The 19,444-nt window shown below is 74.1% G+C and carries 16 protein-coding genes; 5 read left to right on the forward strand and 11 right to left on the reverse strand.

What is annotated here, in order from left to right; all coding sequences use genetic code 11:
* Positions 1–24 precede the first annotated feature (24 nt).
* Positions 25–720: a hypothetical protein gene (locus tag ACOJUF_RS08000; RefSeq protein ID WP_420121330.1), complete on the reverse strand. Its 696-nt coding sequence runs from the start codon at positions 718–720 to the stop codon at positions 25–27.
* A gap of 121 nt (positions 721–841) precedes the next feature.
* Between ACOJUF_RS08000 and ACOJUF_RS08005 the strand changes: the two genes are divergently transcribed.
* Positions 842–2,272 carry an FAD-dependent oxidoreductase gene (locus ACOJUF_RS08005; RefSeq protein ID WP_420121331.1) on the forward strand — a complete coding sequence of 477 codons (1,431 nt, stop codon included), beginning with the start codon at positions 842–844 and terminating at the stop codon, positions 2,270–2,272.
* A 32-nt stretch (positions 2,273–2,304) separates the two neighbouring features.
* A complete protein-coding gene (locus ACOJUF_RS08010) occupies positions 2,305–3,465 on the forward strand; it encodes an ROK family protein (RefSeq protein ID WP_420121332.1) in 1,161 nt (386 codons plus the stop codon).
* A gap of 12 nt (positions 3,466–3,477) precedes the next feature.
* Here the strand turns inward: ACOJUF_RS08010 and ACOJUF_RS08015 are convergent, their stop codons facing one another.
* The gene (locus ACOJUF_RS08015; RefSeq protein WP_420121333.1) at positions 3,478–4,269 is read right to left on the reverse strand and encodes a TetR/AcrR family transcriptional regulator; all 792 of its coding nucleotides are present in this window, start codon (positions 4,267–4,269) and stop codon (positions 3,478–3,480) included.
* A gap of 78 nt (positions 4,270–4,347) precedes the next feature.
* On the opposite strand from ACOJUF_RS08015, the gene ACOJUF_RS08020 reads away from it, so the two are divergent.
* The gene (locus ACOJUF_RS08020) at positions 4,348–5,844 is read left to right on the forward strand and encodes an MFS transporter (RefSeq protein ID WP_420121334.1); all 1,497 of its coding nucleotides are present in this window, start codon (positions 4,348–4,350) and stop codon (positions 5,842–5,844) included.
* Here ACOJUF_RS08020 and ACOJUF_RS08025 read toward each other — a convergent pair.
* Both ACOJUF_RS08025 and ACOJUF_RS08030 read right to left on the reverse strand, forming a co-directional pair.
* Complete coding sequence (locus ACOJUF_RS08025; protein ID WP_420121335.1) at positions 5,803–7,077, reverse strand: saccharopine dehydrogenase family protein; 1,275 nt, start codon at positions 7,075–7,077, stop codon at positions 5,803–5,805. The genes ACOJUF_RS08020 and ACOJUF_RS08025 overlap by 42 nt on opposite strands.
* A gap of 236 nt (positions 7,078–7,313) precedes the next feature.
* Positions 7,314–8,918, reverse strand: a complete 1,605-nt coding sequence (locus ACOJUF_RS08030; protein ID WP_420121388.1) for a purine-cytosine permease family protein — start codon at positions 8,916–8,918, stop codon at positions 7,314–7,316.
* Positions 8,919–9,249: 331 nt separating this feature from the next.
* Between ACOJUF_RS08030 and ACOJUF_RS08035 the strand changes: the two genes are divergently transcribed.
* The gene (locus ACOJUF_RS08035) at positions 9,250–10,110 is read left to right on the forward strand and encodes a hypothetical protein (RefSeq protein ID WP_420121336.1); all 861 of its coding nucleotides are present in this window, start codon (positions 9,250–9,252) and stop codon (positions 10,108–10,110) included.
* Positions 10,111–10,192: 82 nt separating this feature from the next.
* Here ACOJUF_RS08035 and ACOJUF_RS08040 read toward each other — a convergent pair whose 3' ends face one another.
* The 6 genes from ACOJUF_RS08040 to ACOJUF_RS08065 form a co-directional block, all read right to left on the reverse strand.
* The gene (locus ACOJUF_RS08040) at positions 10,193–10,882 is read right to left on the reverse strand and encodes a response regulator transcription factor (RefSeq protein ID WP_420121337.1); all 690 of its coding nucleotides are present in this window, start codon (positions 10,880–10,882) and stop codon (positions 10,193–10,195) included.
* A complete protein-coding gene (locus tag ACOJUF_RS08045; protein ID WP_420121338.1) occupies positions 10,879–12,186 on the reverse strand; it encodes a sensor histidine kinase in 1,308 nt (435 codons plus the stop codon). The genes ACOJUF_RS08040 and ACOJUF_RS08045 overlap by 4 nt, the downstream gene beginning before the upstream one ends.
* Positions 12,174–12,671, reverse strand: coding sequence for a hypothetical protein (locus ACOJUF_RS08050; protein ID WP_420121339.1), 498 nt, complete (start codon positions 12,669–12,671; stop codon positions 12,174–12,176). Before ACOJUF_RS08050 ends, ACOJUF_RS08045 begins: the two co-directional genes overlap by 13 nt.
* 560 nt (positions 12,672–13,231) lie before the next feature.
* Entirely contained in the window at positions 13,232–13,957 is a 726-nt protein-coding gene (locus ACOJUF_RS08055; RefSeq protein ID WP_420121389.1) for an FAD-binding oxidoreductase, read from the reverse strand.
* A gap of 37 nt (positions 13,958–13,994) precedes the next feature.
* Positions 13,995–14,600 (reverse strand): sulfite oxidase-like oxidoreductase, encoded by a 606-nt coding sequence (locus ACOJUF_RS08060; protein WP_420121340.1) that lies wholly within the window; start codon positions 14,598–14,600, stop codon positions 13,995–13,997.
* A 68-nt stretch (positions 14,601–14,668) separates the two neighbouring features.
* Positions 14,669–16,159: a DHA2 family efflux MFS transporter permease subunit gene (locus ACOJUF_RS08065; protein ID WP_420121341.1), complete on the reverse strand. Its 1,491-nt coding sequence runs from the start codon at positions 16,157–16,159 to the stop codon at positions 14,669–14,671.
* 439 nt (positions 16,160–16,598) lie between these two features.
* Between ACOJUF_RS08065 and lon the strand changes: the two genes are divergently transcribed.
* Complete coding sequence (gene lon, locus ACOJUF_RS08070; protein ID WP_420121342.1) at positions 16,599–18,977, forward strand: endopeptidase La; 2,379 nt, start codon at positions 16,599–16,601, stop codon at positions 18,975–18,977.
* Between the two features lie 127 nt (positions 18,978–19,104).
* On the opposite strand, the gene ACOJUF_RS08075 is transcribed toward lon, so the two are convergent.
* Positions 19,105–19,398: a hypothetical protein gene (locus ACOJUF_RS08075; protein ID WP_420121343.1), complete on the reverse strand. Its 294-nt coding sequence runs from the start codon at positions 19,396–19,398 to the stop codon at positions 19,105–19,107.
* Positions 19,399–19,444 lie beyond the last annotated feature (46 nt).

The raw sequence follows: 19,444 nt of genomic DNA on the forward strand, positions 1-19,444 counted from the left end.
CGGCGGACCGGACACCGCCGGCGGTCAGGGCCGGGCGACGGCGGCCGGCGCGGCATGGTGCTCGGGACGATCGACCCAGGGGGCGGCGGAGGGCACCAGCGCGGTGGCCGCGCCGACCCCCACCATCAGGGCCAGCCCGACGGCGACCAGCCGCCAGCGGCGGCCCCGCGCGTCCCGGCCGGTCCCCCACGCCCGCACTTCCCGCCAGGAGACCACGGCGGCCTCCCAGACGTGCCCGACGACGTGCACCGTCATCAGGCCGAACCAGACCCAGAAGCTGGCCTGGTGGGCGGTGAGCAGCAGGCCCGACCCGGTCGGGCCGGTCAGCACCAGCGCGACCCCGGTGCCGAGCAGGGCCAGGGTGGACAGGATGACCAGCGGTCCGATCAGCCGCAGCGGGCGCGGCGGCGGGCCCTTGCGCCGGTACGGCTCGGCCCCGGTGTAGTACCGGCCGAAGCGGTAGAGCGTGCTGCCCGACTTCAGCAGGACCGGGCCGAGCAGCAGCGCACCGACGACGACGTGCAGGGTGAGCATCTGCCGCACGCTCAGGATCGTCACGCCCTCGACGGCCAGCAGCACGAGCAGCACCATGCCGGTGGCAGCGGTCAACCGGGTGTTGCCGGCCGGGCCGCGCTCCGCCTCGGTTCCGGCCGGGTCGGCCGGAGCGGCCTCGGCCGCCTGCGGAGGCGCCGGGATCCAGGTGGGCACCTTGACTTTCATGGTCGGCTCCTCGGGCGATCGGCGGCTGCCCGTCCAGCATCGGGACTCGATCTCACAGCGTGATCAGAGCCGCCCGGCCCCGCGGCCCGGCCGGGCGACGGGCTCGGGTACGAATGAGCCCGTGTCGTCGCCCGCCGGACTCGCCGCGCTCGAACGCCGGGTGGCGGCCGACCTGGACACCCTCGGCCTGCCGGCCGCGGCCTGGCCGGCGGCGGTGCACCGGGCCGGCGAGCCGGTGCTCGACGTGGCCGTGGTCGGCGCCGGGATGAACGGCATCGCGGTGGCCGGGTCGCTGCTGCAGGCCGGGGTCCGGAACATCCGCCTGCTGGACGCGAGCGCCCCCGGCCGCGAGGGTCCCTGGACCACCACCGCCCGGATGGAGACGCTGCGCTCCCCCAAGACCCTGCCCGGACCGTCGTTCGGCCTGCCGTCGCTGACCTTCCGGGCCTGGTACACCGCCGGCCACGGCGACCGCGCCTGGGCGGAACTCGGCAAGATCGCCAACCAGGACTGGCAGGACTACCTCGGCTGGCTGCAACGGGTGCTGGCCCTGCCGGTGGAGCACGGCGCCCGGGTGAGCGCCGTCCGTCCCGACGGCGGGCTGCTCCGGCTGACCGTCGACGACCGGCCGGTGCCGGCCCGGCGGGTCGTGCTGGCCACCGGCCGGGCGGGCGCGGGCGGGCGGCAGATCCCCGACGAGGTGGATCCCGGCCTGTGGCCCGAGCTGGCCGCGCATACCGCCGACCCGATCGACCCCGCCGCGCTGGCCGGCCGCCGGGTCGCCGTGCTCGGTGGCGGCGCGTCGGCCTGGGACGCGGCCGCCACCGTGCTGGAACACGGCGCCGCGCGGGCCGACCTCTACATCCGTCGGCCGGTGCTGCCGCAGGTCAACAAGTTCCGCGCGATCACCGGGCCGGGCTTCGTGCACGGGTGGGCCGATCTGCCGCCGGCACAGCAGTGGCAGCTGGCGGTCTACCTGACCGATCGACCGGCGCCCGTGCCCCACGAGACGGTGCACCGGGCCCTGCGCCGGCCGAACCTGCACGTGCACCTGGGCACCCCCGTCCACGCCGCCACCCGAAGCGGCGACCGGGTGCGGCTCGACCTGGGCGGCACCGACCCGCGCGTCGTCGAGTGCGACTTCCTGGTGCTGGGCACCGGCTACCGGGTGGACCTCGATCGGGTGCCCGAGCTGGCCGACCTCGCCCCGCACGTCCGGCGCTGGGCCGACCGGCGGTCCGACCTCCCGGTGGCGTCGTGGCGGCCGACACTCGCGGCCTACCCGGTGCTCGGTCCCGGCTTCGAGCTGCGGCCGGCCGGCTCCGACGCGCCCCCGGAGGTGGGCCGGGTGCACCTGCTCAACGCCGGCTCCCTGGTCAGCCACGGTCCGATCGGCAGCGACATCCCGGGCGTCGACGTGGCCGGGGCTCGGGCGGCCCGGGCCATCGTGCGGTCGCTGTTCCGCGAGGACCTGCCGGTGCTCCGCGACCGGCTGTCCGCGTTCGACGTGCACGAGCTGGCCGGCACCCCGTTCGACGCCGACCTGCCGTGATCCCCGGGTCGCCGACCCATATCATTTCATCCATGCAGAAAGTCGGCGTGGCGTTTCCGGCCCTGTCCGAGGCCACCCGGGCGATCCTGGTCGACCTGCTCGTGCACGGCCCGCAGTCCAGGGCCGCGCTGGCCCGCCGGTCCGGCCTGTCCCCGGCCAGCCTCACCCGGATGATCAGGGCCTTCGTCGAGTCCGGCACGGTCACCGAATCCGAGGTCACCATCGCCCAGCGGATGGGCCGGCCGTCCCAGCCGATGGACGTCAACGTCGATCTCGCCCACCTCGTCGGCATCAAGCTGTCCGCCGACCAGTTCGACCTGGTCACCACCGACCTGCGGGCCAGGGTGCTGACCCAGCAGCTCGTCCCCATCGACGACACCGCGCCGGACGCGGTCATCGGGGCGGTCGCCGCGCAGGTGGCCGCCGCCACCGCGGCCGACCCGGCGATCGCGGCGATCGGCGTGAGCCTGGCCGGGCCGGTGTCCCCCCGGTCGATGGACGTGCACACCTCCCCGTTCCTGGGCTGGACCGAGGTGCCGGTGGTGGCGATGCTCGAGGAGGCGACCGGGCTGCCGGTCGTCGTGGAGAACGACGTCCGGGCCCTCACCGCCGCCGAGCACTGGTTCGGTGCGGCCGCCGGTTGCGCCGACTTCGTCCTGGTGACGATCGGGGCCGGGGTCGGCTGCGGGGTGGTGGTCAACGACCGGCTGGTGGACGGGGTGAACGGCGGCAGCGGGCAGATCGGCCATCTGCCGATCACCGCCGGCGGCCCGCTGTGCGAGCGGGGGCACCGCGGCTGCGCCCGCTCGTACCTGGCCTCCTCCTCCATCACCCGGCAGGTGTCGACGACCCTCGGGCGTCCGGTCGGCTATGCCGAGGTGCTGGAGCTGGCGGCCGCCGGCGAGGCCGTCGCCGACCGGGTCGTGACCGAGGCCGCCGAGGCCCTCGGCACCCTCATCGGGATGATCGCCAGCGTGACCGCACCGGCGAAGGTGATCCTGTCCGGCGAGGGGGTCCCGCTGGCCGCGGCCCGGTTGCCGCGGGTCCGCGAGTTCGCCCACCGGACCCAGCACTGGACTCTGGCCGACGTCCCGATCGAGGTCGCGCCGTTCGCGTTCACCGAATGGGCCCGCGGGGCCGCGGTGATCGCGCTGCGGCAGCAGCTGGACCGGGCCGTGCGCCTCGAGGGCTGACCCGGGCCGGGCTCAGCCGGCGCCGGTCACCCGCGCCCGTCCGGTGGTCGCCCGGTCGCTGGTCGCCCGGTCGGTCCCCTCCCGGTCCGCGTGCGCCCGCTCGGCCTGCCGGCGCAGGCCGTCGAGCAGCAGATCGAGGCCGGCGCGGAACTGCTCGACGTCGTCGTGCACCCGGAAGACGTCCAGGATCGTGTGCAGGAAGGGGAACTCGGCCGCGTCGAGGTCCCGCCAGCGGTCGACCACGACGTCCATGTACTGCTCCCGGGTCAGCCCGCCGACGGCGACCTCCTCGGGTGGCCCCTGGGCCATGTCGGCGGCCAGCCCGATGACGAATCCGATCACGGCGGACGCCGCGTCGAAGGACTGCCGCGGGGTCAGCCGCAGCCGGAGCACCTGTCCGCCCACCCGCTCGAACAGGCGCAGCGAGTTCGGCTGGAAGCCGGTGTTGCGCAGGAAATAGGCGGCGAGCCAGGGCCGCTCGACGGCCGCGGCGAACAGCGCGAGCGCGATGCCCCGGATCGCGTCGATCGGGTCGTCCTCGTGCACGAACCGTTCGGTCCCGTCCAGGACCGGCTCCAGGACGTGGTCGGCCGCGCGGTCCAGCAGCTCCTCCTTGTTCTGCACGTACCAGTAGATGCTGCCGACGCCGCCGCCCAACCGGGCCGCGAGCGCGCGGAAGGTCAGCGCCTGTTCCCCCGCCTCGTCGAGCAGGCGGACCGCTTCCGCCAGCACCGCCTCCATCGAGTGCGAGGCACGCCGGCGGCCCGGTCCGGACGCGAGGCGGCGCTGCGGCTGCTGGATCACCCTTGCATCGTATCGAACGCGGTTCTATAGTTCGAACGATGTTCGGTCATCGAACGTCGTTCGATCTGAGAGGTTCCCATGACCGCATCCGCCCCGCCGGCCGGCGAGACCGGGACGGCCCGCACGTACCCGTCGCTGCGGGCCGCCTGGATCCCGTTGGCCGCGCTCTGCCTGGCCTTCTTCGTCGAGATGGTCGACAACACCCTGCTGACCATCGCCCTGCCCACCATCGGCCGGGACCTGCAGGGCACCACCACCTCGCTGCAATGGATCACCGGCGCCTACTCGCTCACCTTCGGTGGCCTGCTGCTGACCGCCGGATCGGTCGCCGACCGGTTCGGTCGCCGCCGCGTCCTGCTCGTCGGGCTGACCGCCTTCGGCCTGCTGAGCCTGGCGGTTCTGGCCGTGACGACCACCGGCGAGCTGATCGCCCTGCGCGCCGCGCTCGGGATCGCCGCGGCCGCCATGGCCCCGATCACGAACTCGCTGGTGTTCCGGCTGTTCGAGGACCAGGCGCTGCGCCGGCGGGCGATGACCGTGATGATCGTCGTCGGGATGAGCGGCTTCATCCTCGGGCCGGTGCTCGGAGGCACCGCGCTGGCCCACGTGAGCTGGCAGTGGCTGCTGCTGATCAACGCGCCGATCGCCCTGCTCGCCGTCGTCGGGGTCCGCCTGGGCGTGGCCGCGGACCGGCCCGACGACCTGACCTCCGATGCGCTCGACCTGCCCGGCGCCGCCCTGACCATCCTGGCGATCGGGCTCGGCTGTTACGCGCTGACCAGCGGCGTCGAGCACGGGTGGCTCGCCGGGCCGACCCTGCTCGTCGCCGCGGGCGCCCTGGCCGCCGCGATCGGTTTCGTGGTCCGCGAGCGGCGCGCCGCCCATCCCATGCTCGACCTGCGGCTGCTGCGGCTGCCCATCGTCCGCGGGGCGACCGTGGCCCAGCTCGGCACCTCGATCGCGATGGCCGGGGTGATGTTCAGCCTGGTCCTGCACTTCCAGTTCGCCTACGGGTGGAGCCCGGTGGTGGCCGGCCTGGCCAACCTGCCCTTCATCGTCACGATGCTCGCGGCCAACCCGCTGACCGAGCGTCTGGTCACCCGCTACGGCAGCCGGGTCGCGTGTCTGGTCGGCGCCGGCGCGCTGACCGTCGGGCTGGCCGGGCTGGCTTGGGCCGTCGACCACGGGTACCTGGCGATCGCCGCCGGCATCGTGGTGATGACGTTCGGGCTGCGGACGGTCATGACGATCTGCGCCGTCGGCCTGGTCGACGCGATGCCGGAGAACCGGACGTCGCTCGGCGCCGCGCTCAACGACACCGCGCAGGAGGTCGGCAGCAGCATCGGCACCGCCCTGGTCGGCACCCTGATCGCCGCCCTGGTCGTCACCGTGCTGCCGCTCGGCGCCTGGAGCCCCGAGCTGATCGACTCCTTCTACCGGGGTGAGCGGATCGCGTTCCTGGCGCTCACCGTCCTCGTCGGCGCCGTGGCCCTGGCCGGCGCGGCCACCCTGGACCGCCGCGACCCCGGCGGGTCAGCCGGGCGTGACGTCGAGGGTGAAGCCGCGGTCGCGTAGCCGCCCGGCCAGGTTCTCCCCGAGTGCGACGGCCGGGGTCAGCACCCCGCCCCGGCCGGCGGCGGGCCGGCCGTCGGTGGACCGGGTGGCGGCGAGTTCCAGGGCGCTCTGCGCGAGCATGACCGAGGTCGCGGCGTAACCGGGATCGCCCGGCGCCGCGACCACCGCCCGGTAGCGGGCACCGGACGTGGTGGCCGCCCGCACCTCCAGCCGGAAGTGGCCATCGCGGCGCGCCTGTTCGCTCGGGCCCTCGCCGGGGGCCGGCAGCAGCCGGTCGACGACCGGGGACAGCCACGGCTGGCCGACCACGGCGCCGACGAGGGCCTGCCCCGCCGTCACCGCGGTCGCCAAGGCCGGCGACCACCAGGACCGGCCGGCGGCCACGAACTCCCGGTAGCGCAGGGCGGGGCCGTAGCGGTGGTCCAGCAGGGCGTTGCTGCGCCGCACGATCCGGGTGTTGTACGGGGCCATGACGAACGGCGCCACCCACGTCCCGTCGGCCAGCCGCGCCGGCGGACCGGCGTCCGATTGCCGGCCGAGGTCGGGTTCGGCCGCCCGGTCCGGGCTCAGCGCGTACGGGTCGGCCACCACCCGGCGCAGCTCGGGGTGGTCGCGGACCTCCCGGAGCTGCTGGCGCAGCGAGTCGATGGTGCCGCCGCTGAACCCACCCTTGGCCGACCGGACGAGCAGGTCCACGTCGGTCAGGTCGCCGGCCCCGTCGGCGGCGGCCCGGTCGGCCAGCAGCAGCACGGCCAGGTCGCTGGGCACCGAGTCGAACCCGCAGGAGTGCACGATCCGCGCGCCGGTGGCGACCGCCCGTTCGTGCGCGGCGGCCATGCTCCGGCGGACGAACAGCACCTCGCCGGTCAGGTCGGCGTAGTCCGTGCCGGCATCGGCGCACGCCCGGACCAGCGGCAGGCCGTACCGCAGGTACGGGCCCACGGTGCTGACGACCACGGCGGCGGAGCCGGCCAACGCCCGCACCGACGCCTCGTCCGCGCTGTCCGCCGTCCGGACCGGCCAGTCCGTCCCGAGCCCGTCGCGCACCGCCTCGACCCGCGCCCGGGTCCGGCCGGCCAGCGCGATCCGCACCCCGGGGTCCGCCGACCGCGCCAGTTGCTCGGCCACCAGCCGCCCGACGAAGCCGCTCGCTCCGAACAGGACGACATCGAATTCCCGCTCAGCCGCACCCCGCTCGGGGCCACCCCGCTCGGTCATGTCCTGCTCGGCCATCCCCATTGCCTCCCGCTGCCTCCTGCTGCGTCGCCGGCCGGTCCGGGCCGGACCGTCCGCCGACGTGAAGTACCCATCCGCGAGCAGCTACCCGGCGGGACCCGGCCGCGGATGCCGACGGTCACCCCGGACCGGCCCTCGGCGCGGACCGGGGGCCGACACGACGACGACCTCCGGCGCGCCGCGGGCGGGCGGTCCGGAGGTCGTCGGGGGTGGGCCGGAAGCGGCCCGCCGGTTCAGGCCTGGGCGGGCAGGACGTGGTCGCCGACCTTGTCCGTGGACAGGTCGAGCGAGCAGATGTAGGCGTCGTGGGTCTCGCACCGGACCATGTCCGGTCGCTCGTAGTCGATCCGGCAGACGTGGCAGGTCAGCCGCTCGGCGGACGGGTTGCCGTCGGCGTCGAACATCGGCAGGGCGATGCCGTCGTCGGTGCGCCGCAGGTAGTACTTGCCCTTGGTGACCACCGCCAGCAGCGGGGTCAGCACGATGGCCAGGCCGACCGCGACCAGCGGTGAATAGGGCTGGATGGCCGACCCGAAGCCGCCGAAGAAGACCACGATGGACAGCCCGCCGGCGATGACGACCGACCCGAACCCGACCGGGTTGACCGCGTCGAGCATGCCGCGGCGGAACTCCGGCACGGTCGGCGAGATCTTCAGCAGGTGCTTGTTGACGACGATGTCGGTGGCCACCGTGGTGACCCAGACGATGGCGCAGTTGGCGTAGAAGCCCAGGATCGTGTTGAGGAAGCTGAACATGTTCAGCTCCATCAGCAGCAGCGCGACGGCCAGGTTGAAGATCACGAAGACCATCCGGCCGGGGTAGCGCTTGGTGACCCGGGTGAACGAGTTCGTCCACGCCAGCGAGCCCGAGTAGGCGTTGGTGACGTTGATCTTGATCTGGCTGATCACCACCAGGATCACCGCCAGGCTCATCGCCAGCCAGGGCGGCATCATCTCCTTGTAGACGGTGAGGAACTGGTGGACCGGCTCGTTCGCCGTCGCCGCCTCCGCCGGGGTCAGGTTGGCGATGATGTAGACCGTCACGAACAGGCCGACGATCTGCTTGATCGCCCCGAAGAGCACCCAGCCCGGGCCGGCCAGCACGACGGCGCGCCACCAGCGCTTGCGGTTGGCCTCGGTCCGCGGCGGCATGAACCGCAGGTAGTCGATCTGCTCGGCGATCTGGGCCATCAGCGACAGGCAGACGCCGGCGGCCAGCATCATCGCCGCGAAGCTGGTGCCCTGGTTGCCGTCGGCCCCCTTGAACGCGAAGAACGTCGAGATCGAATCCGGATGGCTGATGACCAGGTAGGCCATCGGGATCACCATCAGCACCAGCCACAGCGGTGTCGTCCAGACCTGCAGCTTGGCCAGCGCCTTCATGCCGTAGATGACCAGCGGGATCACCATCAGGGTGGAGATCAGGTAGCCCAGCCACAGCGGGATGCCCAACCCCAGCTGGAGGCCCTGGGCCATGATCGAGCCCTCGAGCGCGAAGAAGATGAACGTGAACGTCGCGAAGATGACGTTCGTCAGCACCGAGCCGTAGTAGCCGAAGCCCGACCCGCGGGTGATCAGGTCCAGGTCGATGTTGTACCGGGCCGCGTAGTACGCCAGCGGGAAGCCGGTCACGAAGATGATGACGGCGGCGATCAGGATGCCCCACAGCGCGTTGACGGTGCCGTGGGCGATGCCGATGTTGGCGCCGATGGCGAAATCGGCGAGGTAGGCGATGCCGCCCAGCGCCGAGGTCGCGACCACGCCGGTTCCCCATCGGCGGTAGGACCGCGGGGCGAACCGGAGGGTGTAATCCTCCAGGGTCTCCTTGGCCGCGTCCATCCCATGGAAGTCCTCATGGGTAGGCGGGACGGCCGGCGGAGCGTCCGGCTCGGCCGAGTCCACGGGCAACGGCTTGCGTTCGATGTCGGTCACCTGGGAGCCTCCCGGCGGTCGGTGGGGCCGACCGATCAGGCGGGAGACGTCGACGTTGGCGTGGGCTCCGATGGCCGGGGGAGCGCGGCCCGATGGCCGGGCGCTCGACGGGAGAACGGTAGGCGCGCAGCGTGACGGTGAGATTTCGCTACGTAAACATCCCGCGGCGGACGCCGCACCGTGCCCGGGGCCGGCCGTGCGCGGCCCCCGGCCCGGGGCGCGTGCGACACTGCCGCGCATGCTGGTCGGTCTGACGCTCGCCGTGCTGGCCGCGGTCGGCTCGGGCGCGGGTTCGGCGATCGAGGCCCTGGGGGTCCGCCGGGCCGCCCGCCGCACCCGGCACCCCGGTGACGTCGGTGCCCTGCTGCGCGAGCCGGTCTATTTCGCCGGCCTGGGCGTCGACCTGCTGGGCTTCGCGTTCACCGTGCTGGCCCTGCAGGTCCTGCCGCTCTACCTGGTCCAGGCGGTGGTCGCGTCCAGCGTGGCGGTCACGGCGGTGATCTTCGCCCTGATCGGCCGCCCGCTGGACCGGGCCGGGTGGGTGGCGCTGGGTGGGTCGCTGGGCGGCCTGAGCCTGCTCGGCCTGTCGTCGGAGCCGCACGACGTGCCCCCGCTGGACCCCGTCTGGTACTGGCTGCTGCTCGCGACGGCGCTCCCGCTGGCCGGTCTCGGGCGGGCGGCGACCCGGCTGCCGCGCACCGCGGCGGCCGTCGTGCTGGCCCTGGGTGCGGGCCTGTCGTTCAGCTGCGTGGCGGTCTCGGCCCGCAGCCTGGACGTGCCGTCGCCGCTGTGGCAGGTGCTGATCGACCCGGCGATCTGGGCGATCGTGGCGAACGGCGTCGTCGGCACCGCGCTGTTCGCGCTGGCCCTGCAACGCGGCCGGGCGACGGTCGTGGCCGCGGTCTCCTACACCACCAGCACCGTGGTCCCGTCGGTGATCGGCCTGCTGTTCCTCGGCGACGAGGTGCGCAGCGGCTACGCCCTCGTCGCCACGGCCGGGTTCCTCATCGCGGTCAGCGGCGCGATCGCCCTCGCCCGGTTCGCCGAGCCGCTGCCCGCACCGCCCGTGGAGCCGGCCCGTCCCGCCCCGGCCGCCTGAGCCGGGGCCGGGCCGACCCGAGGCGCACCGACGCCGAACCAACCCAGCCGCGGGACCAAGGCCGGTCCCGGGCCGGGCGGGGTCAGCCGCGGCGGGCGGGAATCGGATCGTCGGGCCGGAGCAATCCGCTCTTGTAGGCCACGGCCACCGCCTGGGCCCGGTCCCGGAGCCCGAGTTTGGCGAAGATCCGCCCGACGTGGGTCTTGGTGGTGCCTTCGCCGACGACCAGATGGTCGGCGATCTCGGCGTTGGACAGCCCGTGCGCGATGAGCACGAGCACCTCGCGTTCGCGCGGGGTCAGCACGCGGACCTCCTCCGGTCCGGGCAACTCCGACGGCGGGTGCGAGGCGAACTCGTCGATCAGTTGCCGGGCGACGGCCGGATCGAGCCAGGCCTCCCCGCCGGCGACCGCGCGGACCGCCGCCACCAGTTCGGTGGGCGCGGCGTCCTTGAGCACGAACCCGCGCGCGCCGGCGCGCAGCGCCGCGTACACGGCCTCGTCGACGTGGAACGTGGTGAGCACCAGCACCTTGGGCGGATTGCCCGTCCGGTGCACGTCGCCCAGGATGCGGCGGGTGAGTTCGACGCCGTCCATCCGCGGCATCCGCACGTCGGCGATCACGACGTCGGGCCGGCGCCGGCGCACCAGGTCGACCACCTCGGGACCGCCGTCCAGATCGGCGATCACCTCGATGTCACATTCCCCGGCCAGCAGCAGCGCGATCCCGGACCGGACGATGGGCTCGTCGTCGACCACGAACACGGTGATCACCGGCCGGCCCCCTCGACCGTCCCTCCGAGGATGCCGGTGACCGGCCCCAGGGGCGCGCCGGACGGCCCGGTGCCCGCCGGCAGCCGGGCGGCGACCCGGAAGCCGCCGGCGCCGGTCGGCCCGGCGGAGAAGTCACCGCCGGCGATGGCCACCCGTTCGCGCAGGCCGGCCAGCCCGTGCCCGCCCATCTCCGCGGGCGGCTGAGGTCCGCCGGCGGCCGATCGGACCCCAATGCCGTCGTCCTCGACGGCGACCGTGACCTTCTCCGGCTCCCACTCGATCGTCACGGCGACCCGGGCGCCGGACCCGAGATGCTTGGTCACGTTGGTCAGCGCCTCCTGGATCAGCCGGTAGGCGGCCAGGTCGACGCTGGCGTCCAGGCGGTGCGGCTCGCCGGTGATCTCCAGCGTCGCGGTGACCCCGGACGACCGCACCGCGGCGAGCATCGGATCCACCTGGGCCAGCCCGGGCGTGGTCGCCCCGCTGCTGGCCACCGCGTCGGACTCGCGCAGCAGCGCGAGCAGGCGGCGCAGCTCCCCCATCGCCCGCTGGCCGGAGTCCTCGATGAGCGAGAGCGATTCGACGGCGCGATCCGGATCGGACCGCACGACGCGCTGGGCGCCGGCGGCGTGCAGGACCATGATCGTCACCGAGTGGGCGACGATGTCGTGCAGCTCCCGCGCGATGCGCAGTCGCTCGACCGAGACCGCCTGGTCGGCGATCTGCCGCTGCTCGGCGACCTCGTGCTGGTGCGCGGCCTCGATCTCGTCCAGCCGACGCTGGTGCCGGCCGGTCCACCAGCCGAACGTCCAGGCCAGGACGGCTCCGGACCCGTAGAAGACGGTCGCGCCGACCGCCGAGGTCAACCGGCCGGATGCCGACGCATGGACCACGGCGCCGCCGATCAGCAGCGCGACGGGCACCGCCGCGGCCACCAGGCACCAGAGCGAGACCCGCGGCGGGCGCAGCTGGGCGACCGCCGCCAACGCCACCATCGGGACCAAGTACGGGAAGTAGTACTCGGTGGCCAGCAGCGGCGGCACGGACAGCACCACGGCGGCGACGAACACCGGAACCGGCTGCCGCCAGCGCAGCGCCAGCAGGGCGATGCCGGCCGCCGCGTACACCAGGATGGCGATCCGGTCGGCGACGTCGACCCCGTCGACGCGCAGGAGGCGGGAGAACACCAGGACGTCGGCGAGGAAGACCAGCGGGAGCACGATCAGGTCGATACGGTGCGTGATTCCCCAGCGACCCGGTCGGGTCGCGGCCGGCCCCTCGCCCGACCCGGTCAGCACAGCCACCAGAAGATAGTGCACCAATCGAAGGGATCGGCCGTCACGACCTTCACCGGAATGGCGGCCGGTCGGTCGGGTCCGGTCGCCGGCGACGGGATCGGTGCCGGTTCACCCCCGGCGTGCACGCCCAGCTCCCGCAGGGTCGACCACATGGACCGACCCTCGCGCCAGGCCCGCTCGAGGGCGGCCCGCGGAACGACGACCGACACGGCGGACGGGACCGGCTCGGCCAGCCGGACCATGGCGACCTGCCCGGCCGGCGGCACCGACCGGTCGGCGGGCTCCGCGATCCGTTCCTCGATCAGCAGGATTTCCGCGACCGGCCACGCCGCGCCGTCGACGACGACCACGAGGTCGCCCGGCGGTTCCAGCAACCGGCCCGGCTCGACGTGGGCGACGAACGCGTCCCGGTGCAGCAGCACACCGGGCCAGCGGGCATCCGCCGCGGCCGAGAGCAGCCAGCCGCGCGGCGCTGCACCGTGGTTCGACAATTCTGACCTCCCACCATCAGGCGTTCACCCCTCCCCGTCACGACGCGACCACCCCAATCGCGCACCCCTCGCCCGCGACTGGCGTTGATGACCGCTGCCCGGGGCGACGCACCGACCCTGCTGGCACTGCGGGGCCAGTGTGGTCGGCGGGACGGTCGGGACACATCAGGCTGCGCGGGGACTTGCGACGGGGTACCGGGGACACAGCCGCACCGGGCGGGTATGCCTGAGGTCATACGCCGAACGGGTGGCCGGCCCCGGCGCGAGCCGATCCGGGCCGCGGCCGGCGCCCACGGCCCCTGGCCGGGAGACGTGCCGGATCCCCGCGGGGACAGCGGCCGCCCCGAGACCGGGCGGTGGCAGAACGGCGGGTGGCAGAACGGCCGTCACCCGACCCGGCCCCCGGGTCGGCGGCGGGCCGCCCGGATCCGCCGGGCGAGAGCGCCCAGGGCGTCAGCCTGCGGAAAGCGGGTGACGAGCAGGCGGTCCCGAGCGCGCCGAGCAGGCGGTCCCGAGCGCGGGACACCGGCCGGCGGTCGGACCGTCAGCTCGTCGGACCGTCAGCCGGTCGGACCGAACCGTTCGACCCGGACGTCGGGCGACGGGCAGCCCAACTCCACAAGCAACTGGCTGGCGAACTCGGCAAAACCGGCCGACCCGCAGACGAAGGTGGTCTCGTGGCAGGTGGCCAGCGGGCGCAGCTCGTCCACGGTCAACCGGCCGGCCGGACGGTCGCCGTGCGGCTCCCGGCTGAGCGCGATGAGGGCGCCGGCCGCCGCGAGCTCGTCCGGGAACGGCAGGTCGGCCAGCGTGCGGGCGGACACGGCCAGTTGCAGCAACCCCGGCCGGCCCAGCGCCTGCGCGTGCCGCAGCATCGCGATCAGCGGGACCGCGCCGCTGCCGCCGGCGACCCCGATCGCGGGCATCGCGCCATCCCAGACGAACCAGCCGCCGATGGGCCCGCGGACCTCCAGTTCGTCGCCCGGCGCGACCTCGTCCGCCAGGAAGGGCGAGACCTCGCCGTCGGGAATGCGCTCGATCCACAGCTCGACCAACGGATCGGACGGCGGGGATGCCACCGAGTACGAGCGTTGCGCGGTGTACCCGTCGGGTGCGCGCAGGCGCACGACGTAGTGCTGGCCGGGCAGGTGATCGATGCGGTCCCGTACGTCGAGCCGGAGGATCACCGCGTGCGGCGTCGGGTGCATCACCTCGCGGACGGTGGCCGTGGTCCACCGTCCGGTGGGCGCGGGCGCGAACGCCGGCACCACCCCACCCGGAGCCATCGCCGAGCCGGCCGGCTCCCCGGCCGCCGAACCGGTCTCAGTCACCCTGGTACCGCTGTTCCAGCCAGGGGTCGCCGCGGTCGTGGTAGCCGTTCCGTTCCCAGAAGCCCTGCTGATCGTGGTCCAGCAGGGTGATCCGGGAGATCCACTTGGCCGACTTCCAGAAGTACAGGTGCGGCACCAGCAGCCGGACCGGACCGCCGTGATCGCGGGGCAGCGGCCGGCCCTCGTGGGTCCAGACCACCCAGGCCTTGCCGCCGGTGACGTCGGCCAGCGGCAGGTTCGTGGTGTACCCGGTCGACGAGGTGGCCAGCACGAACTGCGCGTCCGGCCTGGGTCCGGCGGCCGCCAGCAGCGTGTCGACGCTGACCCCGTCGAAGCTGGTGGCCAGCTTCGACCAGGTCGTCACGCAGTGGATGTCGCCCTCGTACCGGGAGGCGGGCAGCTCGTGGGCCTGCGCCCAGGTCCACGTGGTGGGGGTGTCGACCAGCCCGTCGACGGTGATCGTCCAGCGCTCGGGCTCGATGCGCGGGGTGACCTCGGCGGTCAGCACCGGCCAATCGGCGCCGACGTCGTACTGGCCCGGGGGCAGGCGCGGATCGCGCTGCCGCCGGCCGGTGAAGCCACGGGTGATTCCGGCCAACGCACCTCCTGGAGCTTGCTCGGCGCGTCCATCATCCCCGACGCCGCCGGCGCCCCGGCAGGCGGTGATCAGCGCGGCTTGATGTGCGGCGTCAGGACCGGGCAGGCGGCGCAGCGCAGCGCCGGGTCCTCGTGCTCGTGCGGTTCCTCGGCGGCCTCGCCGGTCGCCACCGGGGCCGGGTTGCGGATGGTGAGCAGCGCGAGCAGTCCGCCGGCCGCGCAGACCGCCCCGGCGATCAGCACCGCCCGGTGGAACCCGGCCGAGATCGACGCGGGGTCGCCGTACGCGGCCGGGCTCAGGCCGGCCAGGGCGGGCAGCACCGCGACCGCGATCAGGCCGGCGACCCGGGCCACGTCGTTGTTGATCGCCGACGCGACGCCGGCCTGGTGGTCCGGCGCGGCGGCCAGCACGGTGGAGGTCAGGGGGGCCACGGTGATGGACAGGCCGAGACCGAACAGCAGCATCGGTCCGACGACCGCGCCCAGGTAGGTGGCTCCGGCGTCCACCCGGGACAGCCAGACCATGGCCAGCGCGGCGACCAGCGGGCCGACCGTCATCGGCAGCCGGGGTCCGATCCGGGCCGACAGCCGGCCCATCCGGGCCGACAGCAGCAGCATCACCACGGTGATGGGCAGGCTCGCCGCGCCGGCCGCGACCGGGCTGAACCCGGCGACCAGCTGCAGCTGCACGGGCAGCAGGAACAGGGCGCCGGCCAGCGCGGCGTAGACCGCGAACGTGACCAGATTGGCCGCCGTGAACTGCCGGGACCGGAACAGCCCGAGCGGCAGCAGCGGCTCCGCGGTCCGGCTCTCGACCAGCACGAACACGCCCAGCAGGAGGGCTCCCGCCACGGTGATCGCGACGGTGACCGCCGGCCAGCCGGTGGCCGGTCCCTCGGTCAGGCCGTACACCAGGCCACCCAGCCCGACCGACGCCAGCACCGCGCCGGGCACGTCCAGCCGGCCGGTCGCCTGCTCGTCGCGCGACTCCGGGACGAACCGGCGCGCCAGCACGATCACCACCACGGCGATCGGAACGTTGATCAGGAAGACCAGCCGCCAGCCCCACGGCGCCAGACCCACCAGCACCCCGCCGACGATGGGACCGAGGGCGGTGGCCACCCCGCCCAGCCCGGACCAGGCGCCCACGGCGGTGGACCGGTCCTCGCGGCGGAACGAGGCCTGGAGGATCGCCAGCGACCCCGGCGTCAGCAGCGCGGCCCCGGCGCCCTGCAGGGCGCGCATGGCGATCAGCGCGCCGGTCGTCGGGGCGACCGCGCACCCGACCGAGGCCAGGGTGAACCACAGGACGCCGGCGATGTAGACGCGCCGCCGGCCCATCCGGTCACCCAGCGAGCCGCCGAGCAGCAGCAGCCCGGACAGGGTCAGCGTGTAGGCGTTGAGCGTCCACTGCAGCGCGGTCAGCCCGCCGCCCAGATCCTCGCCGATCCGGGGCAGCGCGACGTTGACCACCGTCCCGTCGAGCATGGCCAGCCCGCTGCCCAGCACCGTCGCGGTCAGCACCCACTTGCCCCGGGCCGACGCGTAGACCAGCGCCACGGGCGGGTCCGCCCGGCTCCCGGTGTCCTGACCCGCCACGGCCGGCCCTCCGCTCCCCGATCGGCCGGCCCGACCGGCCGACGGCCCCAGTGTGCGCCGCCCGGCCCCGCACGGATCATCGTCGGCGGCGCGGATCAAACGCCTCACCATGTGACGGGCGGGGCGCGCGTCGCCGGGTTCGTCCGCGCGGGAGCGCCGAAGCGCGAGACCGGCGACGCCACGGACGGCGTCCGCGACGATCACGCCCGGCCGAGCGGCCCGACCGATCAATGCCCGGCCGACGTGCCGGGCCAATTTGCCGGGCCGACTTGCCGGGCCGATGTCGCCGGGCCGACTTGCCGGGCCGATTTCGCCGGGGGCGAACCGCGGACCAGCGGCGGAACAAACCCACGCGCAAGAGCCTTGAGTGCTTCAGACTCAACTCTTGAAGGGTGTTTCCATGACCGATATCCGTCGCCTGCCGGTGCTGTCCCTGTCCGACGTCGTCGTACTGCCCGGCATGGTGGTGCCGATCGAGCTGGACGAGCCGGCGCAGGCCGCCCTGGACGCGGCCCAGGCCGCCGCCCAGGAATCCGGCGAGAAGGCCGAGCTGCTGCTGGCGCCCCGGTTGGCCGACCGCTACGCCACCTTCGGCGTCGTCGCCACCATCGAGCAGGTCGGCCGGCTGGCCGGCGGCGCTCCGGCGGCGGTGCTGCGCGCCGGGCAGCGGGCCCGCATCGGGACCGGCGTGTCCGGGCCGGGCGCCGCCCTGTGGGTGGAAGCCGAGCTGGTCGGTAACTCCGAGGTCACCGACCGGGCCAAGGAGCTGGCCGCCGAATACAAGTCGCTGGTGATCGCCAACCTGCAGAAGCGCGACGCCTGGCAGGTCATCGACACCGTCGAGAAGATGACCGACCCGTCGGAGCTGGCCGACGCCGCCGGCTGGGCGCCCTACCTGACCGCCGAGCAGAAGCGGCAGATCCTCGAGACTCCGGACGTCATCGCCCGTCTCGAGCTGCTCATCGAGTGGACGCGGGCGCACCTGAACGAGATGGACGTGGCCGAGAAGATTCGGGACGACGTCCGCGAGGGCATGGAGAAGTCCCAGCGCGAATTCCTGCTGCGGCAGCAGCTCGCGGCGATCCGCAAGGAGCTCGGCGAGGGTGAGCCCGAAGGGGCCGAGGACTACCGCGGTCGCGTGGAGCAGGCCGACCTCCCGGAGAAGGTCCGGGAGTCGGCGCTGCGCGAGGTCGGCCGGCTGGAGCGGGCCAGCGACCAGAGCCCCGAGTCCGGCTGGATCCGCACCTGGCTGGACACCGTGCTGGAGCTGCCCTGGCAGAGCCGGACCGAGGACAAGACCGATGTGACGGCGGCCCGCGCCGTGCTCGATGCAGACCACCACGGCCTGGACGACGTGAAGGACCGGATCACCGAGTACCTGGCGGTCCGCAGCCGGCGGGCCGAACGCGGCCTGCAGGTGGTGGGAGGTCGCGGTTCCGGTGCGGTGCTGGTGCTGGTCGGGCCGCCCGGCGTCGGTAAGACGTCATTGGGCGAGTCGGTGGCCCGGGCCCTCGGGCGGACGTTCGTCCGGGTCGCCCTGGGCGGCGTGCGGGACGAGGCCGAGATCCGTGGCCACCGGCGCACCTACGTCGGCGCGCTGCCCGGCCGGATCGTCCGGGCCGTCACCGAGGCCGGGTCGATGAACCCGGTGATGCTGCTGGACGAGATCGACAAGGTCGGCAGCGACTACCGGGGGGACCCGGCGGCCGCACTGCTCGAGGTGCTGGATCCGGCGCAGAACCACACGTTCCGCGACCACTACCTGGACCTGGATCTCGACCTGTCCGACGTGCTGTTCCTGGCCACCGCCAACGTGCTGGAGACCATCCCGTCCGCGCTGCTGGACCGGATGGAGCTGATCACGATGGACGGCTACACCGAGGACGACAAGGTGGCGATCGCCCGCACGCACCTGCTGCCCCGGCAGCTGGAGCGGGCCGCGCTCGCCCCGTCCGAGGTCACGGTGTCCGACGCGGCCCTGCGCAAGCTGGCCGCCGACTACACCCGGGAGGCCGGGGTCCGGCAGCTGGAGCGGTTGATCGCCAAGGTGTTCCGCAAGGTGGCCACGCAGCTCTCGGCCGGCACGGCGCAGGCGCCGGTGACGGTCGACGAGGCCGACCTTCGCGGGCTGATCGGCCGGCCCCGGTTCACCTCGGAGACCGCCGAGCGCACCTCGGTGCCGGGCGTGGCGACCGGACTGGCGGTCACCGGGATGGGGGGCGACGTGCTGTTCATCGAGGCGTCCGCCGAGCCGGTGGCGGACGGAACCGAGCCGGGCAAGGGCTCGAGCCTGACCCTGACCGGGCAGTTGGGCGACGTGATGAAGGAGTCGGCGCACATCGCCCTGTCCTTCATCCGGTCCCACCCGGAGGAGGTCGGCATCGCGCCCGGCGCACTGAACCGGACCATCCACCTGCACGTGCCGGCCGGTGCGGTCCCGAAGGACGGCCCGTCGGCGGGCGTCACCATGGTGACCGCGCTGACGTCACTGGCCACCGGCCGGCCGGTTCGCTCGGATGTCGCGATGACCGGCGAGGTCACGCTCAACGGCAAGGTGCTACCGATCGGCGGGGTGAAGCAGAAGCTGCTCGCCGCCCAACGGGCCGGGGTGAGCACCGTGTTCATCCCGCTGCGCAACGAGCCCGACCTCGACGACGTGCCCGCCGAGATCCTGGCGAGCCTGACGGTCGTGCCGGTCGGTGACGTGCGGCAGATCCTCGCCCAGGCGCTGGAGCCGGCGGCCGGGACGACCGGGTCCGAGGTGACCCGGGCGGCCTGACCGGCGCCCGCCGACGAACGCGGACGGCGGTCCGGCCCGGGGATTCATCTCCCCGGCCGGGCCGCGGTTCGCCGTCCGGGCCCGCCCCCGGCCCGCTCTGTGCCGGTGGCCGCTTGCGGACCTCGGATCAGGACGGCTCGGCCGGCGCCGGGTCGTCCGCCGGCACCTCCGGTCGGGTCGGGCCCGCCCCGGCCGCGTCGGCGCCGTCCGATGCCGATCCCGAATCCGGATCGGACGCCGAATCCGGATCCGATGCCGATGCCGATGCCGCATCCGGCGCCGGGTCGGAGTCCCCGTCGCCGGTGGTCCAGACCTCGGCCAGTTCCTGCTCGCTGATCGGCACGCCGCCGTAGTCCTCGGTGGCGCCGGCCCGTTCCCGGGCGCCGGCGGAGCCGTCCGGCACTCGCTGCGAATCGCTCATGGCACGTCCTTCCCGTTCCCGGCCGGGCGGGCGAACCGGCCCGCCC

Source organism: Nakamurella sp., from assembly GCF_048594475.1.
In the GTDB taxonomy this organism is placed as follows: Bacteria; Actinomycetota; Actinomycetes; order Mycobacteriales; family Nakamurellaceae; genus Nakamurella.